An 18,462-nucleotide genomic window follows, 5' to 3' on the forward strand; every position below is an offset into this window, starting at 1 on the left:
GGGGTGGGGAGGGCTTACGCCACCCGCCTGAACTGGAAGGTCCTGCCGCCGTCCATGGTCGCGACCTCGCCGATGCGGGCAGCGGCGGCCAGAATGGCGGCGATCTTCGGCTCCGCCTTCTTGCCCTGCTTGTAGGCGGCAGCAATCGTCGCGGCGTCCACTGGGCCGCGTGCGGCGGCAAGCGCCGCGAAGACCTCTGCTGCCTGCTCGATGGCACTTGTGGGGAAGGAGCGCTTCTGCTCCTTCTCCGACACCACCAATTCGACAGCGGTCTGCGCACCGGCTTCGGCAGCCGCCTGCTTGTCCACGCCGCGCCCGAAGCGGGGGATCTGGTAGTCGGGCCGCAGCCAATGCACGATCCCGCGCTTCTCCTCCGCCGCACGCTCGGCATTCAAGGTGACGAGGCGTGACAGGATCTCCTCGTCCGAAAGATCCTGTGGCCAGCCATAAGCCTGGAACACGAGAGCATCCAGCTTCTCGTGCAACTCCTTCAGGATCAGGATGAGCCCCTCGTCTTTAATGCGCTCCTCATCCGCATTGAGCGTTGCACCGGCTTTCAGCTTCTCCAGCACGTTATACATCTGTGTCAGCGTGAGCCTGGGGTGCTCTTCCTGGCGGGCTTTACGGAATGCGTCCAGCTCTTCCGCAACTGTGCGGATGCGTGTCTTCAAAGCATTGTCGCAAAGCGGGAAAGGGAAGGGGTCAAAGACTTTGGATTTCACATAAACGGAGTCGTTGCCAACGCCGAGCCAACCACCCGCGCGAAGAGACCAAAGCACATGCAGACGTGAAGCGAGTATACCAAGTACAAACGCATCCTGGCTGGCGATAGCAAGCAGCTTGTTGTCGGGCAAGATACCGGCACGGAGAAACTGAAAGATACGGTGTTTCGCTGTTTCTACTGTCGCGATGTACCGAGGAAGGTTTGCAAGTGCAGGGCGTAGCTCACGACGAGGTTCGCCAAAAACCCACCAGTTCGTGCGGTAGGTTGCGCGATTGTTCGAATCTCGCTCTGGTTTTACTGTCTCTAGCACATGTCGATAGACTTCAGGGTACTGCTGGCGGACTCCGTCAGATTCTAACCCGAAGAGATCAATCACCAATACGCCACGCGGGGTTGCTGTAAGATCTCGCCCGTTTCGATACGGACGAATGTGGTTCTCAAGACCTGATCGCTTGCCAAGGCCAAGATGCTCTGCCTCTTTCGGGGAGACAATAAAACCGGAGCCGTGAAGTGAGACGCCTCGTGAAGACAATCCCTCATTCGCTAGCAATGGAAGTGCCGCTCCCACATCTAGGTCTGCAGCCAAGTCAGCATGGATACGTCCAGAACGCTCTGTGAACTCCACAACGGGAGCATCCGTATCGAGATCGTCCTCGCGCACCACATCTCGCAACACACCATCGTTGGTGCCCTTCGCCACCACCGTCATCGCGATGCGTACGGCGGCAGATTCCTTCGTCGCCTTCGTCCATGGATGATCGGCAATTGCCATCAGCAGCGACACGGGCGTCTTCGCCTCCATGCGCCTCTTTATAACGCGGCGGGAGAATTCTTGCGTTATGGAGTTAGTCGTCACGAAGCCGAAGCGGCGCAGACGCGTGCCCTTCACAGTCAGCAGTTCCGCCGCCCGATCCCACCAATACATGACGAAGTCTGCGCTCTCATTGATGTGAGGATGCGCCGCCCAGAGAGCTTCCGTATAGGCGTCGCCCAGCCGCGCGCGAATGTCCTTGCCACCGATAAAAGGCGGATTGCCGACGATGAAATCCGCCGCAGGCCAGTCGGGTCGGCGCGGGTTCGGATAGGTCTCTACGCCGTCACACACGACGGGAAGGGGATAGCCGTCCCAGGTTAGCACGGCGTTCTTCACCTCGATGTTCTTGAACGCCTTCAGGATCGGCTCTGAGGGGACGCCGCCTTTCGTGCGGAAGTGCCATTGCAGATAGCCGATCCAGAGCACGAGTTCGGCAATCGCCGCAGCGCGCGGGTTCAGCTCCAGGCCGAGGAACTGGTGCGGATCGACATTGTGTGCCTCAAGGTCTGTCAGCACTTCCTGCCCGCCGAGATCGACGAGGGCTTCCAGCACTTCGCCTTCTAGGCGCTTCATGAGTTCGAGCGAGACATAAAGAAAGTTGCCGGTGCCGCAGGCAGGGTCGAGCACTTCGATCTTGCAGAGCTTGTCATGGAAGGCGCGCACCTCGTCCGCTGCGCCTTTCAGGTCGCCGGTCTCGCGCTTGGCTTCGGCGATGGACTGCACCTGTCGCCAATCCTCCCGCAAGGGCTCGATGACGGTGGCGACCACAAGGCGCTCCACGTAGGTGCGGGGCGTGTAATGGGCGCCGAGGCGCTTGCGTTCGTTCTTGTCGAGAGCCTGTTCGAGAAGCGTGCCGAAGATCGCGGGCTCCACCTCGCGCCAATTCTTGGCCGCAGCCACGGCAAGCTCGCCGATCTCCTCGACTGCCAAAGGCAGGGCGCGGGCATCAGCAAACAGATTGCCGTTGAAGCGCAGAACCCGCTCGCGGATCGAAGCCGCGAAGGCACCCGCATTCATGCTCCGCCAGAGATCCTCGACCAGGGGAACGAATTTTTTTGGATCCTTGCGGCATTCCTCCAGCAGGCCCTTGAACGAATCCTCCGGCAGAAGTCCCACATCTTCCGCGAACATTGTGAAGAGGCAGCGCATGAGGAACAGTGCCACGTCCTCCGCCTGAAAGCTTTTCGCTTCAAGGGCCTTGGATACGGCAGCGAGGCGCTCCGCGATCTCGCGCGTGGCCTTGGCGGCGATACGGGTGGGATCGAGAGAGTGCGGGTCGAGCCAGATGCGCTGCAACCGCTCGCGCACCTCGGCCTTGCGCAAGTCTTCCAGATAGATGCGAAACCCCTGACGGTCGGGGAACTGGGTGTAGTTCTTGCCCTGACCCGAGAAGTCGGCAAACACCTCGATGCAGTGACCGACGTCGCAGACGAGGATGAAGGGCGGCCACCTATGAGCGGTGGGGAGCGCGCGGGCGTAGTCCTCCGCCTGCCGCTTGGCGTTCTTCATCAGCGCGTCCCAGGCGCGGTCAGCGCCCCGCCTGCCGCGTTCTCCGTCCGGAAGTTCGGAGGCGAACAGATCGGCAGTTCCGGCCACTTCCTTCTTGCCACCCTTGAGACGGCTCTGCTTGGCCTCCAGCACGAACGAACCGCGCCTGTAAAGATCGATGCGCCCGAGGCTCTTTTCGTCGTCGCGCTGCTTCTGCACCACGCGCTCGAAGACATAGTCATTATGCTCGTGGGTCGCGTCGGCGGCCTCTGGCTCCGGCAGATTGAGCAGACGACAGAGCCTGATCAGAAAGAGCTGGTAATTGGCGCGCTCCTGCCCGCCTTCACGCCCCTGCCAGTAGGTGATGAATTGGTCTATGTTTGTCGGAGACGGATCGGGCGGAAGAGCTAAGGACATTTATGATATCACGTTATTAAACGTAATATCATTTGCATGCTCGTTAGGGTTGTGTGCAAGTGGTTTTATGCCACTTTCGACCTTTGACTAATCACTACTGCCGATGCTCCCCTGGATTGATGTTCTATTTTTGTTCTTGACAATCCTCCTAACCTCGGCTATATCATTGCCTTAGACCTGCCTCTGTTGAGGGGCGCGCTCGCGAGGCGTCGCAGTGTGGAGGCAGGCACGGTCCTGTGGTGCAGCCTCGCAAGCTGCATCGACAGGAGGCCCAGGCTGTGTGCCGGTGGTCGGAATCGGTTCAAGGCCCCCGCTGAGCAGGCGGACCCCGCCTTGAGCGGTCACCGGGCTGGCACCGCCTGTCCGCCTAAAGAAGCCGTGCGCGAAGAGACAGTTCGGCTCTTCCCTTTCACCATCACACATCGAGCCGGGCTGCCATTCGCGCCACCCTCAATTGCCTCAAAGGCTCGGAGCCAAAACGGCTCCTGAGCCCGCAAGGCCGTGCCTATCTTCCCGATCCTTTTCATTCAGCTCTTTCATCCATGAGGTTTCAGCATGAGCCGTGTTCGCACCATCCTGTCCCGCATGCCCGATGCCGACGATGCCCTGCGGCGCCTCGCCGACGTGATCCAGGTGCCGTCCACCTGCCGCCGGCGCCGGTGCCGCGAGCAGGGGCGCTGCCAGGGCGGCTATGGCCCGCCGTGCTATTTCGAGGACCGCAAGCGCTTCGCCGATGCGGTGCTGGAGGACATGCACCAGCACCGGGAGTTCTGGACCGCCCAGCGCGCCAGCTTCGAGGCCGTGCTCAGGCAGTGAGGCGAGCCCAGGATCGCCGCCTTCCGGAACTTGCCGCAACAAAAAAGCCCCTCCGGTGCGGAGGGGCTTGTCGCGTGTCCTGCCGGATGCGTCAGGCGATGGCGAAGTCGTCGTGCGCGATGGTGGCCTTGTTGGCCAGGATGGCGAACTTGATCTGTGCCGTGCCGCCGACGCCGTCCTTGTCGTAGTAGAGGGAGCCGGTCTTCTTGTCGTAGATGATCCGGTCGTCCGCGTCGTGGGCCTTCGTGCCGAGGTGGAACGCGGTCTCCTTCAGCGGGCCGCGGGCGATCTTGGAAAAGACCGCGCGGGACAGGCCGATCGCGTCGTCCGCCGCCTTGAAGTCCATGATCTTGTCGACATTGGTCTTGGCGTTCAGCTTGGTGTCGAAATAGAAGCTGTCCGGGCCGCTGCCGCCATAGAGCGTGTCGTTGCCGGCGCCGCCCGCGAGGGCGTCCCTGCCGCCATAGCCGTAGATCTTGTCGTTGCCGCCCTGGCCGTAGAACCCGTCCATGCCGTTGGTGCCCTTCAGCACGTCGTTGCCGGGGGTGCCGATCGGCGGGAGAGCCAGCGCGTTCGCCTTGCTCCACAGGGTGTCCTGATCCTGGCCGATGCTCGGCATGCTCCAACCGGTCTTCAACGTAGTCCTCGTGCTCATCTCTTGGTCCCCTCAAAGCGGTCTGTGCCGATGTTCGAATCGGGTTGAATGAAAGCAGACGCTGATTAACACAATGCTATTACCTAACGATAGGTCTGTGTTCCGGCGCACAGAAGAGGTCATTGACAGCCAGGAGCGCAGCTCCGAGCCTTGCCGTCGAGGAAACCCACGACGAGAGGCGCCGCCCATGAACCTGTCCGCCCTGCTGCGCCAGCGCTCCGACGCCGGCAGGCCCGTTCGCGTGGCGCTGATCGGCGCAGGCAAATTCGGCTCCATGTTCCTCGCCCAGGTGCCGACCATTGCGGGGCTCGATGTGGCGGTGATCGCCGATCTCGACCCGGACCGGGCCCGGGAGGCCTGCCGCAATGTCGGCTGGGAGGAGGCGCGGATCGCCGGCACGCGCTTCGTGGCCGACGGGATCGAGGCCTGCCGAGCGGACGATGTCGCGGTGGTGATCGAGGCCACAGGCCACCCGGAGGCGGGCATTCGCCATGCGCTTGCCGCCATCGAGGCGGGCCGGCACATCGTCATGGTCAACGTTGAGGCGGACGTGCTGGCGGGGCCGCTGCTGGCCGAGAGGGCCAGGGAGCGGGGCGTGGTCTATTCCATGGCCTATGGCGACCAGCCGGCGCTGGTGGCCGAGATGGTCGACTGGGCCAGGGCCGCAGGCTTTACGGTGGCGGCCGCCGGCAAGGGCACCAAGTACCTGCCTGTCTATCACCAGGTCACGCCGGACGATGTCTGGACCCATTACGGCCTGAGTCCTGAGCAGGCCAAGGCCGGGGGCATGAACCCGCAGATGTTCAACTCGTTCCTCGACGGCACCAAGTCGGCCATCGAGATGGCGGCCATCGCCAATGCCTGCGACCTCGACGTGCCGGAGGAGGGCTTGAGCTTCCCGCCCTGTGGGGTCGACGATCTCGCCCATGTGCTGCGGCCGAGGAGCGTCGGCGGGCACCTCGATCGTGACGGCATGGTCGAGGTGGTGTCCTCGCTCGAACGCGATGGGCGGCCCGTGTTCCGCGACCTGCGCTGGGGCGTCTATGTGGTGCTCAAAGCCCCCAACGATTATGCCGCCGCCTGCTTCAGGCAATACGGCCTGCCGGTCGATTCCACCGGCCGCTATGCCGCCATGTACAAGCCGTTCCACCTGATCGGCCTGGAGCTGTCGATTTCGGTGCTGAGCGCGGCCCTGCGCGGCGAGCCGACGGGCTCCACCCGCGCCTGGCGCGGCGACGCGGTGGCGGTGGCCAAGCGCGATCTCAAGGCGGGCGAGATGCTGGACGGGGAGGGCGGCTACACGGTCTATGGCCGCCTCGCACCGGCCTCCCGCAGCAAAGCCGGGCGCATGCTGCCGGTCGGGCTGGCGCACGGCGTGCGCCTTACCCGTGATGTCGCCGCAGGCACCATGGTGACGGAGGACGACGTGGCTCTCGATGCCGAGCGACTCGCTGTCCGGGTGCGCCGGGAGATGATGGAGCGCTTCGGCTGATTTAAGCCGGCGGCTGCGGCTCGATGACTTTGCCGTCCTGCGTGAAGTCGTAGATCTTGCCGGTCTGATCCCAAGCGGGCAGGGCGAGCTTCACGATGTGCGGGGCGAGCTCCTCCGGGGTCTTGAGGGTCAGCGGATCCTCGCCGGGCATGGCGGCGCGGCGCATGTTGGTGCGCAACGGGCCGGGGTTGAGCAGCATCACTCTGACCGGGGTCTTCACCGTCTCGGCCGCATAGGTGCGCACCAGGGCTTCCAGCGCCGCCTTCGAGACCGCGTAGACACCCCAATAGGCCGTGTGCTTGTGGGCGGCGCCCGAGGTGATGAAGATCGCGCGGCCGGCGTCAGACGCGCGCAGCAGCGGATCGAGGGAGCGGATCAGGCGGTAATTGGCCGTGACGTTCACCGCCATCACCTCATCCCAGACCGGCTGGTCGATATGGGCGAGCGGCGCAAGCTCTCCGAGCTGGCCGGCATTGCCGAGGAGGATGTCGAGCTTGCCCCAGCGCTCGTAGATCGCGGCGCCCAGGCGGTCGAGGGCCTCGAGGTCCTTCAGGTTCACCGGCACCAGGGTGGCGGAGCCGCCCTTGGCGCGGATCTCGTCGTCGAGGGATTCGAGGGCTCCTTGCGTGCGGGCCAGCGCAATCACATGCGCGCCGGCCTCGGCCAGGGCAAGAGCCGCCGCGCGGCCGATGCCGCGCGAGGCGCCGGTGACGACCGCGACGCGGTTCTGAAGGGGCTTGTCCATGGTTCCTCAGTCGGCTTCGGCGAGAACCGCGAGACGGCGCGGGGTGGCGACGGTGAGGTCCGTCAGCCGCGTCGGGTAGTCGCCCGTAAAGCAATGGTCGGTGAATTGCGGCTGCGCCGGGTTGCGGCCCGTCTCGCCCATGGCGCGATACACGCCCTCGATGGACAGGAAGGCAAGCGAATCCGCCCCGATATACTGGCGCATCTGCTCCAGGTCGTGCGTGGCGGCGAGCAGTTTTTCCTTCTCGGGCGTATCGATGCCGTAGAAGTCCGGGTGCGTGATCGGCGGGCTGGAGATGCGGAAATGCACCTCCTTGGCCCCGGCCTCGCGCATCATGCGGACGATCTTCACCGAGGTGGTGCCGCGCACGAGGCTGTCGTCCACGAGCACGATGCGCTTGCCCGCGATGGCCGCGCGGTTGGCCGAGTGCTTCATGCGCACGCCGAGCTCGCGTACCGACTGGGTCGGTTGGATGAAGGTGCGGCCGACATAATGGTTGCGGATGATGCCGAGCTCGTAGGGAAGCCCGCAGGTCTGGGCATAGCCGAGCGCGGCCGGCACGCCGGAATCCGGCACCGGGATCACCACGTCCGCGTTGGCGGGAGATTCGAGAGCGAGCTCGCGGCCCATGCCCTTGCGGATTTCATACACGCTGCGGCCGTTCACGACGGAGTCGGGCCGGGCGAAGTAGATGTACTCGAAGATGTCAGGGCGGGGCGCCACCTCCGGCGCGTAGCGGAAGGACTCGATGCCCTCGTCCGAGATCACCACGCATTCGCCGTTGTCGATGTCGCGGACGAAGCGGGCGCCGATGATGTCGAGGGCGCAGGTCTCGGAGGCGAGGATGTAGCGGCCGTCGAGCTCGCCCAGCACCAGCGGGCGAATGCCCAGCGGGTCGCGGGCGCCGATCAGCTTCTTGTTGGTGAGCGCCACCAGGGCGAAGGCGCCCTCGATCTTCTGGATCGCCTCGACGAAGCGGTCGATGACCCGGTCCTTGCGGCTGCGGGCGACCAGGTGGACGATCACCTCCGTGTCGGTGGTGGACTGGCAGATCGCGCCGTCGCGGATCAGGTTGCGGCGAAGGGTCAGGCCGTTGGTCAGGTTGCCGTTGTGGGCCACCGCAAAGCCGCCGCCGTCAAGCTCGGCAAAGAGCGGCTGCACGTTGCGCAGCACCGTCTCGCCGGTGGTCGAGTAGCGGGTGTGGCCGATGGCCGAGATGCCCTCCAGGCGCTCGATGGTCGCCCGGTCGGAGAAGTTGTCGCCCACGAGGCCGAGCCTGCGCTCGGAGTTGAAGACCGACCCGTTGAAGGTGACGATGCCGGCCGCCTCTTGGCCCCGGTGCTGCAGGGCGTGGAGGCCCAGGGCCGTGATGGCTGCCGCGTCCGGGTGTCCGTAGATGCCGAAGACGCCGCATTCTTCGCGCAGGGTATCGCCGTCGAGGTCGAGGTTCACCTGTTTCGCGGTGACCTGCCACGTCTCAGACAAAGCAGACATCGATCATACCTTTGGGATTCGCGCCCGCACCGGCGCCGCCCCTATGTAGTCATCCTCAGGCCAAACGCCAACGCCTATTCTGACGCTGCCGGTTTCTCGGGCGCTGGCAGACGCTTGGCGCATCGGCTTGGTCCCAAAAGTGCATTCCACTTTTGGGGCCGATGCTCAGCTGCGCCGCTGGGGCGGCTGCGGTGCCGCGGGAGCGGCAGGGGCCGCCGGGCGCTGCGGATCGGGCTCGGCCGGCTCGGCGTCTGTCGGCGCGGCATCCTTGTTGCGCAGGCGCTGGATCAGGGCCTCGGCGTTTTCCGGCAGCATGGCGATGATGTTGTCGCGGGTGTTCTCCATGGCCGGGCGGGTCTTGGAGGCCGTCGCCCATTCGGGCTCCTTGCCCTGGAGCAGCCAGCCCAGGAACGCCCAGCCGATCACGCAGATCAGGAAGCCGCGCGCAGCCCCGAAGAACAGGCCCAGGGTCCGGTCGAGGGCGCCGATCCGGGAATCGAGGATCAGGTCGGAGATCTGCACCGTGATGATCGACACGATGATCAGGGTGATGACGAAGATTGCCCCGATGGATGCCACGAGCGCCACCGTGTTGCTGCTGATGTACTGCTGGGCGATCGGCAGGGCGGTCGGGTGCAGGTACCAGGCGGCCGCGGCCGCAACGACCCACGCGACAATGGCGAGCACCTCGCGTGTGAAGCCACGCACGGCAGCAAGGAGAGCCGAGATCAGGACGATACCGATAACGACGAGGTCCAGAACGGAAAAGGGCATGGGCCGGGCCTACGCAGGTGAACAGGGGTGGAGCCGCCTTTGCGGGTTCGAAGCCTGGCTCTATAGCGTTAAGAAAGGCTTTCGTCACCCCGGCGAAGTTGAGCCGGCATCGGAAGCGGCGGGTGCGCCGCCTCCGCAATGTGCAACTCAGGCGACGTCGATGATCAGCTTGCCGAAGTTCCGGCCCTCCAGGAGGCCGATGAAGGCTTCCGGCGCGCTCTCGAGCCCCTGGACGATATCCTCCTTGTACCTGACGCGGCCCTCGGCGATCCAGCCGGCCATGTCCCGGTAGAAGGCAGGGCGCTGGTCGCTGAACTCGCGCTGGATGAAGCCGCGGATGGTCAGGCTCTTGGTGAGCACGTCGCGCATGAGGACAGGCAGGCGATCCGGCTCCTCGAAGGCGCCCGTGGCGTTGTACTGCGCGACGAGGCCGCAGACCGGGATGCGCGCGAAGGTGTTGAGCAGGGGAAAGACCGCGTCCCAGACTTTGCCGCCCACATTCTCGAAATAGATGTCGATGCCATCGGGGCAGGCCGCCCGAAGGTCCTCCGCAAAGGTGGGCGAGCGGTGGTCCAGCGCGGCATCGAAACCGAACTCGTCCCGCACCAGCGCGCATTTGTCCGAACCGCCGGCAATCCCGATCGCACGGGCGCCCTTGATCTTCGCGATCTGCCCGACGGCCGAGCCGACAGGTCCGCTTGCTGCCGCCACGACCACGGTCTCGCCGGGCTTGGGCTGCCCGAGCGTGAGAAGCCCCGCATAGGCCGTGAAGCCCGGCATGCCGAGGACGCCGAGCGCCGTCGTGACGGGCGCCTGGTTCGGGTCGAGCTTGCGCAGCGCCTTGGCATCGGCAACCGCATGGGACTGCCAGCCGGAGTGGGAGAGAACAAGATCGCCGGGCTTGTAGTCGGGATGGCGGCTCTCCAGGACCTCACCAACCGTGCCGCCCTCCATCACGTCACCGATTTCCACCGCGGCCGCATAGGATTTCGCGGCGCTCATGCGCCCCCGCATGTAAGGATCGAGGGAGAGGTAACGAACTTTGAGCAGCACCTGACCCTCGCCAGGAACAGGAACGGGCGTCCGAACCAACTTGAAATTGTCGTGGGAAGGGCGGCCGGTGGGACGTGAGGCGAGGAGGATCTGGAGGTTCTGTTCTGTCACCGATAAGGCTCCTGACGTGGGCTCGCACGCTACTCTGCCTGGGCGTGCTCGTGTCGTCTCATTAGGTCAATGCGTCGTCCTGCTCCGTCAAGTCTCAGGGCTTCAGCCAGACAGGCCATACAGAAAAAGAAGAGCCCCGGCGTTGCCGCCGGAGCCTCTCGGGTTTTGCAGTTAAGGGAGTTTACATGAATAGGAAGTCGTCGGCGGTGAGCGTGGTGCCGGGCTTGACCTTGAGGATCTCGATGCCCTTGCCTTTGCCCGAGCCGTCCACGTCTAGGTAAACGAAACCGTTCTTCTTGTTGTAGAAGATGTAGTCGTTCGACCCATCCGGCGTGTCGTCCAGCTTGGTGCCGACGTTGAAGAACTTCTTCTGAAGCTTCTGCCCCTTCACGAAGAGCTTGTCGAACCCGACGGACTTCTTGCTGCCGCCTTTGTCGTCAGGCTTGCCCTTGTCATCCGAGCTCTTCTTCGAATGCACATCGCTTGTCTTCGGGCCTTTCACCTTGAAGGCCTTCAAAGCCGCCAGGCTGATCTGAATCGTATCATCAGAAGCCTTGAAGTCGTAGATCTGGTCGAATTGGCCCTTCTTCACGGCAGTGTCGAACACGAAGGTGTCCTGACCCAGGCCGCCATAGAGCTTGTCCTTGCCAGCTCCGCCGTTGAGAACGTCGTTGCCGTCACCGGCGTAGAGGGTGTCCTTGCCCGCCCCACCCAGCAGCGTGTCGTTCCCGGCGTAGCCGTAAAGTTTGTCATTCCCGGCGCCACCATTGATGCTGTCGATCCCGGCCGTGCCGGTGAGGCTATCGTTCTTCGATCCGCCATTGATAACATTCACAGGCTCGACAGGATCTTTGACGACATCCGTGATGGTGAGCGTGATCTGCTTAACGGTCCACATGTCCTGTTCTGTGCCGGCACTGTTATCGTCAAAGGCCCTCACCCAGAAGGTATAGGTGCCAGCCTTGGCATCCCCAGGCTGGGACTTGAGCTTGATCTGATTGCCTTCGATCACGAAAAGCGGGTCTGTTGTGACTTTTCGGCCTTCAGCGTCCGTTACAAAGGCGTAGGAGAGATTTTCCTGATCCCCTGCATCCTCATCGATCGCATGCAATGTGGCAACGACAGTTCCGGCCGCTGCATCCTCTGCGGCCGTCCCCCCGCTCATCGTCAGGTTCGATGGAGCTTCCTCGACGTCGATCACAGTGATGGTGACTTCACTTGTGATTGGGGCTTCACCATCCTTCTCGGCAGTGATCTGCAGAGTAAATGATTTAGAGCCTAGTGCCTCGAAATTGACTTGCCTGTTTAGAATAAGATCGTGGTCGAGGTAATCATAAGAAAAGCGGGCGTCATTAAACTTGAAGGTGTATCCCGGAAGTGCTTCTTGCCCATTCTCGTCGCGAACATAAAGGTTCTGCACTGTATATCCAGGCTGAGCACTTTCGTAGATTTCAAAATCTGAAATGTGTAATACAGGCATTTGTTGGCCTCAAAAGAGTGCAATCTAAAGTAAACTAACATTGAGACCTCAATGATAGTTTGTTCGGTAAGATTCTGTCTGAAACGTTTTAATGTGTCAATTCTGGAAAGCGCCCTAATCGCTTGCATTTCGGCAAACGGGCTTAGGAGGCTTTGCGGCGGCGCGCTGCGATGTTAGCCACTAGGTCAGTGATGTGCCCAATTGATGCCGTTGCAAGGGAAGGTTTTTCCTTCTTAGCCTTGTCGTTGCGCGCTGCTGGAGACACAGCGCTTGAAAAGCCGAGCTTCGCCGCCTCTTTCAGTCGCGCCTGTTCCTGAGCGACCGGCCGAATAGCGCCCGACAGGCCCATCTCGCCGAAATAGACCGTATCCGGCGGCAGGGGATTTCCCGAAAGGGAGGAGACCAAAGCGGCAGCAGCGGCAAGATCGGCCGCAGGCTCCGTGATGCGCAGCCCGCCCGCCACGTTGAGATAGACGTCGTGCATGCCGAGCTTCAGGCCGCCATGGGCCTCCAGCACCGCCAGCACCATGGAGAGGCGGCTCTGATCCCAACCCACTACGGCGCGGCGGGGTGTTCCGAGAGAAGATGGCGCGACGAGGGCCTGGATCTCGACGAGCAGCGGGCGCGTGCCTTCCATGCCGGCGAACACCGCCGTTCCGGCGGTCGCCATGTCACGGCCGGCGAGGAACAGTTCGGAGGGGTTCGGCACCTCGCGCAGGCCCTGATCGGACATCTCGAACACGCCGATTTCGTCGGTCGGCCCGAAGCGGTTCTTCACGGCGCGCATGATGCGGAAATGGTGCCCGGTATCGCCCTCGAAGGACACAACAGCATCGACCATGTGCTCGACGACGCGGGGTCCGGCGATCTGGCCGTCCTTGGTGACGTGACCGACGAGAATGACGGCCGTGCCGGTGGTCTTGGCGAAGCGGATCAGCGCCTGAGCCGAGCCGCGCACCTGGGTGACGGTGCCGGGCGCGGATTCCACCGTCTCGGTCCACATGGTCTGGATCGAGTCGATGATGGCGAGCGCTGGCGGCCGGCCTTGGCTTAAGGTCGCGATGATGTCCTCGACATTGGTCTCGGAGGCGAGCTCGACGGGGGCTTGGCCGAGGCCGAGACGCTCGGCCCGCAGGCGCACCTGGGCCACTGCCTCCTCGCCCGAGATGTAAGCGACGCGCTCACCGCGCATGGCAAGCGCCGCCGAGGCCTGCATCAGCATGGTGGACTTGCCGATGCCGGGATCGCCGCCGAGCAGGATGATCGAGCCATGCACGAAGCCCCCGCCGGTGACCCGGTCGAGCTCGGCGATGCCGGAGGGCGTGCGCGGGGCTTCCTTGGTCTCGCCTTGCAGGCCTTCGAGGGGGAAGATGCGGCCTTTGGCCCGGGAGGGGCGGGTGGCCACGGGGCCTGCCATGGGGCTCGCGGAGCCCGCTTCCTCCACGATGGTGTTCCAGCCGCCGCAGGCCTCGCACTTGCCCTTCCAGCGGTTGTAGACCGCGCCGCATTCCTGGCACGTGAAGGCGGGGTGACGCTGCTTGGCCATCAGCCTTCTCCCCCGCGATAGGCACGGGCGTAGCGCGCACCGAGATTGGTGAGGATCTCGTACCCGATGGTGCCGGCGCGGCGGCCCACTTCGTCGATGGTCAGTTCGCCGCCGATCAGCGTGACGGTGTCGCCGCGTTGGACCTGCGCTTCCGGCACATCTGTGACGTCGACCGTGATCAGGTCCATGGAGACGTTGCCCGCGAACGGGCAGGCTTGTCCGGCGACCAGGGCCGTGCCGGCGAGGAATTCCTCGCCGCTTTTACCTCTTGCGCTCGCCGAGCGCGGAAAGCCATCGGCATAGCCTACCGAGATCGTCGCGATGCGGCGCCTGTCGAGCGCAAGCCAGCGTCCGTTATAGCCCACCGTGTGCTCCGCCTCGACCCAGCGCAGCTGCACGATACGGCCTTCGAGTCCCACGACCGGGCGCATCGGGTTGTCGCGGCTCGGCGTCGGGTTGCCGCCGTAGAGGGCATAGCCGGGACGCACGAGATCGTAGCCGGGCTTGTCGCGCAGGAAGATACCCGAGGAATTGGGGAGCGAAGCCGGAATATGCGGCAGCGAGGAGCGGATGGCCTCGAAGGCTTCGATCTGCTGAGCGTTGAGCGGGTTGTCGCTCTCCTCGGCGCTCACGAAATGGCTCATGAGCAGGGCAATCTCGAAGTCCTCAAGCTCGCCACGATCCTTCAGCGTCAGGCCCTGCGGCACCGGGAGCCCGAGGCGGTTCATGCCGGTATCCACATGGATCGCGGCCTTCAGCTTCTGCGATTGCACCCGGCAGAACCCGGCCCATTCCTCGATCTCCTCGAAGGAGCCGAGGACGGGGCGCAGATCGTGCTCGGCGTAAGTCGTGCAGGTGCCGGAGAAGAGCCCGTTCAGCACATAGATCGTCGCTTCAGGGGCAACCGCGCGGGCGCGGATCGCCTCGCTCAAGTGAGCCACGAAAAAGGTGCGGCAGCCGACGCGGGCGAGGGCCGGCACAGCCTTCTCGATGCCGAGGCCATAGGCGTCCGCCTTGACCACGGCCGCCGTCTCCGCGCCGCCCGCATGGTCGCGCAGGGTACGCCAGTTTGCCGCGAGAGCGTCGAGGTCGATGTGAAGGATGCCACCGGCGGCCTGTTCGGGGATGGCGCCGGTGCTGTCGGTCTGAGAGGTATGCTCGGTCAATCGCCAATCCGTTCGGGTAGTTTGTCTTCATCCGCAAGGTCGGTGAAGCGGGTGATGTCGGCCTGGAAGGCCAGCTGCACGGTGCCGGTCGGTCCGTGACGCTGCTTGCCGATGATGACCTCGGCCTTGCCGTGAACCTGATCCATTTCCGACTGCCACTTGAAGTATTCCTCGGTGCCGGGCTTCGGCTCCTTGTTCTTCAGATAGTACTCGTCACGGTAGACGAACATGACCACGTCGGCATCCTGCTCGATAGAACCCGATTCACGGAGGTCGGAGAGCTGCGGCCGCTTGTCGTCGCGGGATTCCACCTGACGGGAGAGCTGGGACAGGGCGACCAGGGGGACGGACAGTTCCTTGGCGAGCGCCTTGAGACCGGTGGTGATCTCGGTGAGCTCCTGCACGCGGTTCTCGCCCTTCTTGGACGAGCCGGAGAGGAGCTGCAGGTAGTCGACGATGAGAATGTCGAGGCCGCGCTGGCGCTTGAGGCGACGGGCTCGGGCGGCGAGCTGGGCGATGGAGATGCCGCCGGTCTGGTCGATGTAGAAGGGGATCGACTGCATCTCGCGGGCGGCTTCGGTGATCTTGTAGAAATCGTCCTCGCGCATGTCGCCGCGGCGGATCTTGTAGGAGGGCACCCCCGACTGCTCGGCGATGATACGGGTGGCGAGCTGCTCGGCCGACATTTCGAGGGAGAAGAAGCCCACGATGCCGCCGTTGACGGTCTTCAGATTGCCGTCCTGCTGCTTCTCGGCCCGGTAGGCCTTGGCGATGTTGAACGCGATGTTCGTCACCAGCGAGGTCTTACCCATCGCAGGGCGTCCGGCCAGGATGACGAGGTCGGAGGGCTGCAGGCCGCCCAGCGCCTTGTCAAGGTCCTTCAGGCCCGTGGAGATGCCCGACAGGGCGCCCTCGCGCTTGTAGGCGGCGGCCGCCATGTCGATGGCGGCGGTGAGCGCATCGGAGAAGCGCTGGAAGCCGCCGTCGTAGCGGCCGGTTTCGGCAATCGCATAGAGGCGCCGCTCCGCCTCCTCGATCTGTTCGCGGGGCGAGGAATCCACGGGCGCGTCGAAGGCGACGTTCACCATGTCCTCGCCGATATTGATCAGGTTCCGGCGGATCGCGAGGTCGTAGATGGCGCGGCCGTAATCCTCCGCGTTGATGACGGTGGTCGCCTCGGCGGCGAGACGCGCGAGATATTGCGACACGGTGATGCCGCCGAGATCCTGATCACCCAGGAATGTCTTCATGGTGATCGGGGTCGCGACCTTGCCGGCCTTGATCAGGCTGGTGGCGACCTCATAGATGCGCCGGTGCAGGTCCTCGATGAAATGGCCTGCTTCGAGGAAGTCGGAGACACGGTAATACGCGTCGTTGTTGACCAGGATCGCGCCCAGCAGGGCCTGTTCGGCCTCGATGTTGCTGGGGGGCGTCCGAAACTGCGGTTCGGCGGCTTCGAGACGGGCGATCAGGGCGTTGGCGGTGGCCATCCGGCGCTCCGGGAAACAGGAGAAGGGTTAGAGTCTCTTAGACCGCAATTGGTGTCCTAAAGGTTGCCGTGCGGACACGAAGGAGGACTTGCCTCCGAACTGTCCTCGCTGTCCTCGATTCTCACACCGTCCATCTTTTCGCGGGCGTCCCAGCTTGACTCTCCCGCAAGCCTGAAACCCAAAGAAAAAACGCTCCCCGTCGAATCGACGGAGAGCGTCATTTTAGAACAAAACAAGAACTAGAGCAACCGCTCCAGCTTACAGGTCGTCGTCGCCGCCAGCCTCGGCCAGGGCCGCGCCGACCTCGAGGCCGAGGTCGTCGAGGTTGGTCTCCTCGCGGGTCGTGACGGCCTCGCCGCGTGCCTGACGCTCGGCTTCCTCGGGGCTGCGGGCGACGTTGATCGTCACCTTGACCTCGACCTCCGGATGAAGGGCGACCGGCACGGCGTGCAGGCCGATGGTCTTGATCGGCTGGTTGATGGCGATCTGATTGCGGTCAACCGTGAAGCCGTTCTGGGTCATGATCTCGGCGAGGTCGCGGGTGGAGACCGAACCGTAGAGCACGCCGGTCTCGCCGGACTGGCGCAGGATGATGAAGCTCTGGCCGTTCAGCTTCTCGCCGACGGTCTCGGCTTCCTTGCGGCGCTCGAGGTTGCGGGCCTCAAGCTGGGCGCGCTGAGCGTCGAAGTGCTTCTTGTTGGCCTCGGTGGCGCGCAGGGCCTTGCCGCGCGGCAGGAGGAAGTTGCGGGCATAGCCGGAACGGACCTTCACGGTCTCGCCCATCTGGCCGAGCTTTGCGACGCGCTCGAGAAGAATAACGTCCATGGTTGTCTCCTTTAGGTTCGTGATCAGGTGGAAAGGGTTGGAGGCGGATTCGGTCGCGTGCCGAAGCGGCGGCGCAGGCCGAAGGTGGAATCGGCGATGCCGAAGAGGGCCAGGGCAACCATGAGGATGCCCTGAGTAACGAAGATCAGGACGTACATGGCGCTCAGGAGGAACGAGCGGCCCGATTTGCCCCGGGTGCGGTCATGGACGGCGGCCAGCCCCTGCAGGGCAAAGGCCATCAGGAAGGCGCCCGATAGGGCCATGCCCAGCGCGCCCATGAAGCCGCCGAGGTTCGCCAGGATCAGCGCCCCGATCAGGATCAGCGCGGCGGAGCGCGGCATCACCAGTTCCGGCACCGGCGGCCAAGGGCGCGGCAGGCGCTTGGACGCCAGGACGATCCGGCCGGCGGCCCACAGGTAGAGCGCCAGAATGGTCACAAAACCCTGGGCCGATAGGAACGAGGTCAGGCGCGAGAAGATCGCGATCAGCTGCTCGCGGGTCTCGGCATCGAGAGCCCCTTCGCCCGTGGCGGCGAACTGGGCATTCACGAAGGCCTCCGCCACCTCGCGGGTGTTCTGAGCGAAGGCGGAGTAGTCGCCGCCCGTCGAGATCACGCCTGCGGCAATGATCGTCAGGGCAGCGGTCGCCGCGGCCCAGGCCAGCAGGCGTCCGACCGGGTACCATTCCATGGTGCCGTCCTGTCCGGGGCGTCCGAGCAGGGCGAGGTAGGACAGCCACCAAGCGGGCAGGGCGGTGATGAGCGCGAAGCCGATGCCGCTGAGCGGCGACAGGATGAGCGCGATGGCGAGGCCGCCCACGAGGGCAGCCACGAGGCCGGAGCGGTGGTCCCAGCCGAGGGACACGATCAGAACGGGAATGGGAGCGAGCAGATACAGCATGGCCGCCAGCGGGGTCGCCTTCACGATCACCGCGGTCAGGAGGGCCGATACGAGCCCTGCCCCTATGCCTGTTGCTACAAAATTCATCGTCTCGCTGTCCCGCTGCTCAAGGCAGGGTTAGAGGCATCGCCTCAACTGACCCGGCGGATTCTCACCGCTGGGCGATCTGGAAGGAGAATGGCTGCCCGATGGGTCGGGCAGCCAAAGAGTTTTAGCGGATCACGTAGGGCAGGAGGCCCAGGAAGCGGGCGCGCTTGATCGCCTGGGCGAGCTCACGCTGCTTCTTGGCCGACACGGCCGTGATGCGGGACGGAACGATCTTGCCGCGCTCGGAGATGTAGCGGGACAGGAGCTTCGTGTCCTTGTAGTCGATCTTCGGCGCGTTCGGGCCCGAGAACGGGCAGGTCTTGCGACGACGGAAGAAGGGACGACGGCCGCCGCCAGCGGCGCCACCGGTTGCACCAAATGCCATG

At 64.1% G+C, this 18,462-nt stretch carries 15 protein-coding genes; 2 read left to right on the top strand and 13 right to left on the bottom strand.

Annotation, left to right across the window (positions count from 1 at the left end; translation table 11 throughout):
* Nucleotides 1-14: 14 nt before the first annotated feature.
* Entirely contained in the window at nt 15-3,443 is a 3,429-nt protein-coding gene (locus MA07_RS17060) for a DNA methyltransferase (RefSeq protein WP_052003252.1), read from the bottom strand.
* Nucleotides 3,444-3,998: 555 nt separating this feature from the next.
* Between MA07_RS17060 and MA07_RS17065 the strand changes: the two genes are divergently transcribed.
* The gene (locus MA07_RS17065) at nt 3,999-4,259 is read left to right on the top strand and encodes a hypothetical protein (protein ID WP_036353479.1); all 261 of its coding nucleotides are present in this window, start codon (nt 3,999-4,001) and stop codon (nt 4,257-4,259) included.
* 91 nt (nt 4,260-4,350) lie between these two features.
* Here the strand turns inward: MA07_RS17065 and MA07_RS17070 are convergent, their stop codons facing one another.
* Nucleotides 4,351-4,914, bottom strand: coding sequence for a calcium-binding protein (locus MA07_RS17070; protein WP_081929013.1), 564 nt, complete (start codon nt 4,912-4,914; stop codon nt 4,351-4,353).
* A gap of 187 nt (nt 4,915-5,101) precedes the next feature.
* On the opposite strand from MA07_RS17070, the gene MA07_RS17075 reads away from it, so the two are divergent.
* Nucleotides 5,102-6,406, top strand: a complete 1,305-nt coding sequence (locus MA07_RS17075; RefSeq protein WP_036353481.1) for an SAF domain-containing protein — start codon at nt 5,102-5,104, stop codon at nt 6,404-6,406.
* Between the two features lies 1 nt (nt 6,407).
* On the opposite strand, the gene MA07_RS17080 is transcribed toward MA07_RS17075, so the two are convergent.
* From MA07_RS17080 to rpsR, 11 genes are all read right to left on the bottom strand, one after another.
* Nucleotides 6,408-7,151 carry an SDR family NAD(P)-dependent oxidoreductase gene (locus MA07_RS17080; RefSeq protein WP_036353485.1) on the bottom strand — a complete coding sequence of 248 codons (744 nt, stop codon included), beginning with the start codon at nt 7,149-7,151 and terminating at the stop codon, nt 6,408-6,410.
* Between the two features lie 6 nt (nt 7,152-7,157).
* A complete protein-coding gene (purF, locus tag MA07_RS17085) occupies nt 7,158-8,645 on the bottom strand; it encodes an amidophosphoribosyltransferase (protein WP_036353488.1) in 1,488 nt (495 codons plus the stop codon).
* A 165-nt stretch (nt 8,646-8,810) separates the two neighbouring features.
* Nucleotides 8,811-9,419 carry a CvpA family protein gene (locus tag MA07_RS17090; RefSeq protein ID WP_036353491.1) on the bottom strand — a complete coding sequence of 203 codons (609 nt, stop codon included), beginning with the start codon at nt 9,417-9,419 and terminating at the stop codon, nt 8,811-8,813.
* A gap of 147 nt (nt 9,420-9,566) precedes the next feature.
* Nucleotides 9,567-10,583, bottom strand: a complete 1,017-nt coding sequence (locus MA07_RS17095; RefSeq protein WP_036353494.1) for an NADP-dependent oxidoreductase — start codon at nt 10,581-10,583, stop codon at nt 9,567-9,569.
* A 181-nt stretch (nt 10,584-10,764) separates the two neighbouring features.
* Nucleotides 10,765-12,003: a hypothetical protein gene (locus MA07_RS30935; RefSeq protein WP_244445272.1), complete on the bottom strand. Its 1,239-nt coding sequence runs from the start codon at nt 12,001-12,003 to the stop codon at nt 10,765-10,767.
* A gap of 202 nt (nt 12,004-12,205) precedes the next feature.
* Nucleotides 12,206-13,609: a DNA repair protein RadA gene (radA, locus tag MA07_RS17110; RefSeq protein ID WP_036353499.1), complete on the bottom strand. Its 1,404-nt coding sequence runs from the start codon at nt 13,607-13,609 to the stop codon at nt 12,206-12,208.
* On the bottom strand, nt 13,609-14,775 hold the full coding sequence (gene alr / locus MA07_RS17115) for an alanine racemase (protein ID WP_081929015.1): 1,167 nt from the start codon (nt 14,773-14,775) through the stop codon (nt 13,609-13,611). Before alr ends, radA begins: the two co-directional genes overlap by 1 nt.
* Nucleotides 14,772-16,265: a replicative DNA helicase gene (locus tag MA07_RS17120; RefSeq protein WP_036353502.1), complete on the bottom strand. Its 1,494-nt coding sequence runs from the start codon at nt 16,263-16,265 to the stop codon at nt 14,772-14,774. Before MA07_RS17120 ends, alr begins: the two co-directional genes overlap by 4 nt.
* A gap of 258 nt (nt 16,266-16,523) precedes the next feature.
* Nucleotides 16,524-17,090, bottom strand: coding sequence for a 50S ribosomal protein L9 (rplI, locus tag MA07_RS17125; protein WP_036353505.1), 567 nt, complete (start codon nt 17,088-17,090; stop codon nt 16,524-16,526).
* A 23-nt stretch (nt 17,091-17,113) separates the two neighbouring features.
* Nucleotides 17,114-18,076 (bottom strand): DUF2232 domain-containing protein, encoded by a 963-nt coding sequence (locus tag MA07_RS17130; protein WP_036353509.1) that lies wholly within the window; start codon nt 18,074-18,076, stop codon nt 17,114-17,116.
* 124 nt (nt 18,077-18,200) lie between these two features.
* Nucleotides 18,201-18,461 carry a 30S ribosomal protein S18 gene (gene rpsR, locus MA07_RS17135; RefSeq protein WP_036353512.1) on the bottom strand — a complete coding sequence of 87 codons (261 nt, stop codon included), beginning with the start codon at nt 18,459-18,461 and terminating at the stop codon, nt 18,201-18,203.
* Nucleotide 18,462 lies beyond the last annotated feature (1 nt).

The organism is Microvirga sp. BSC39 (assembly GCF_000739015.1).
GTDB lineage: Bacteria > Pseudomonadota > Alphaproteobacteria > Rhizobiales > Beijerinckiaceae > Microvirga.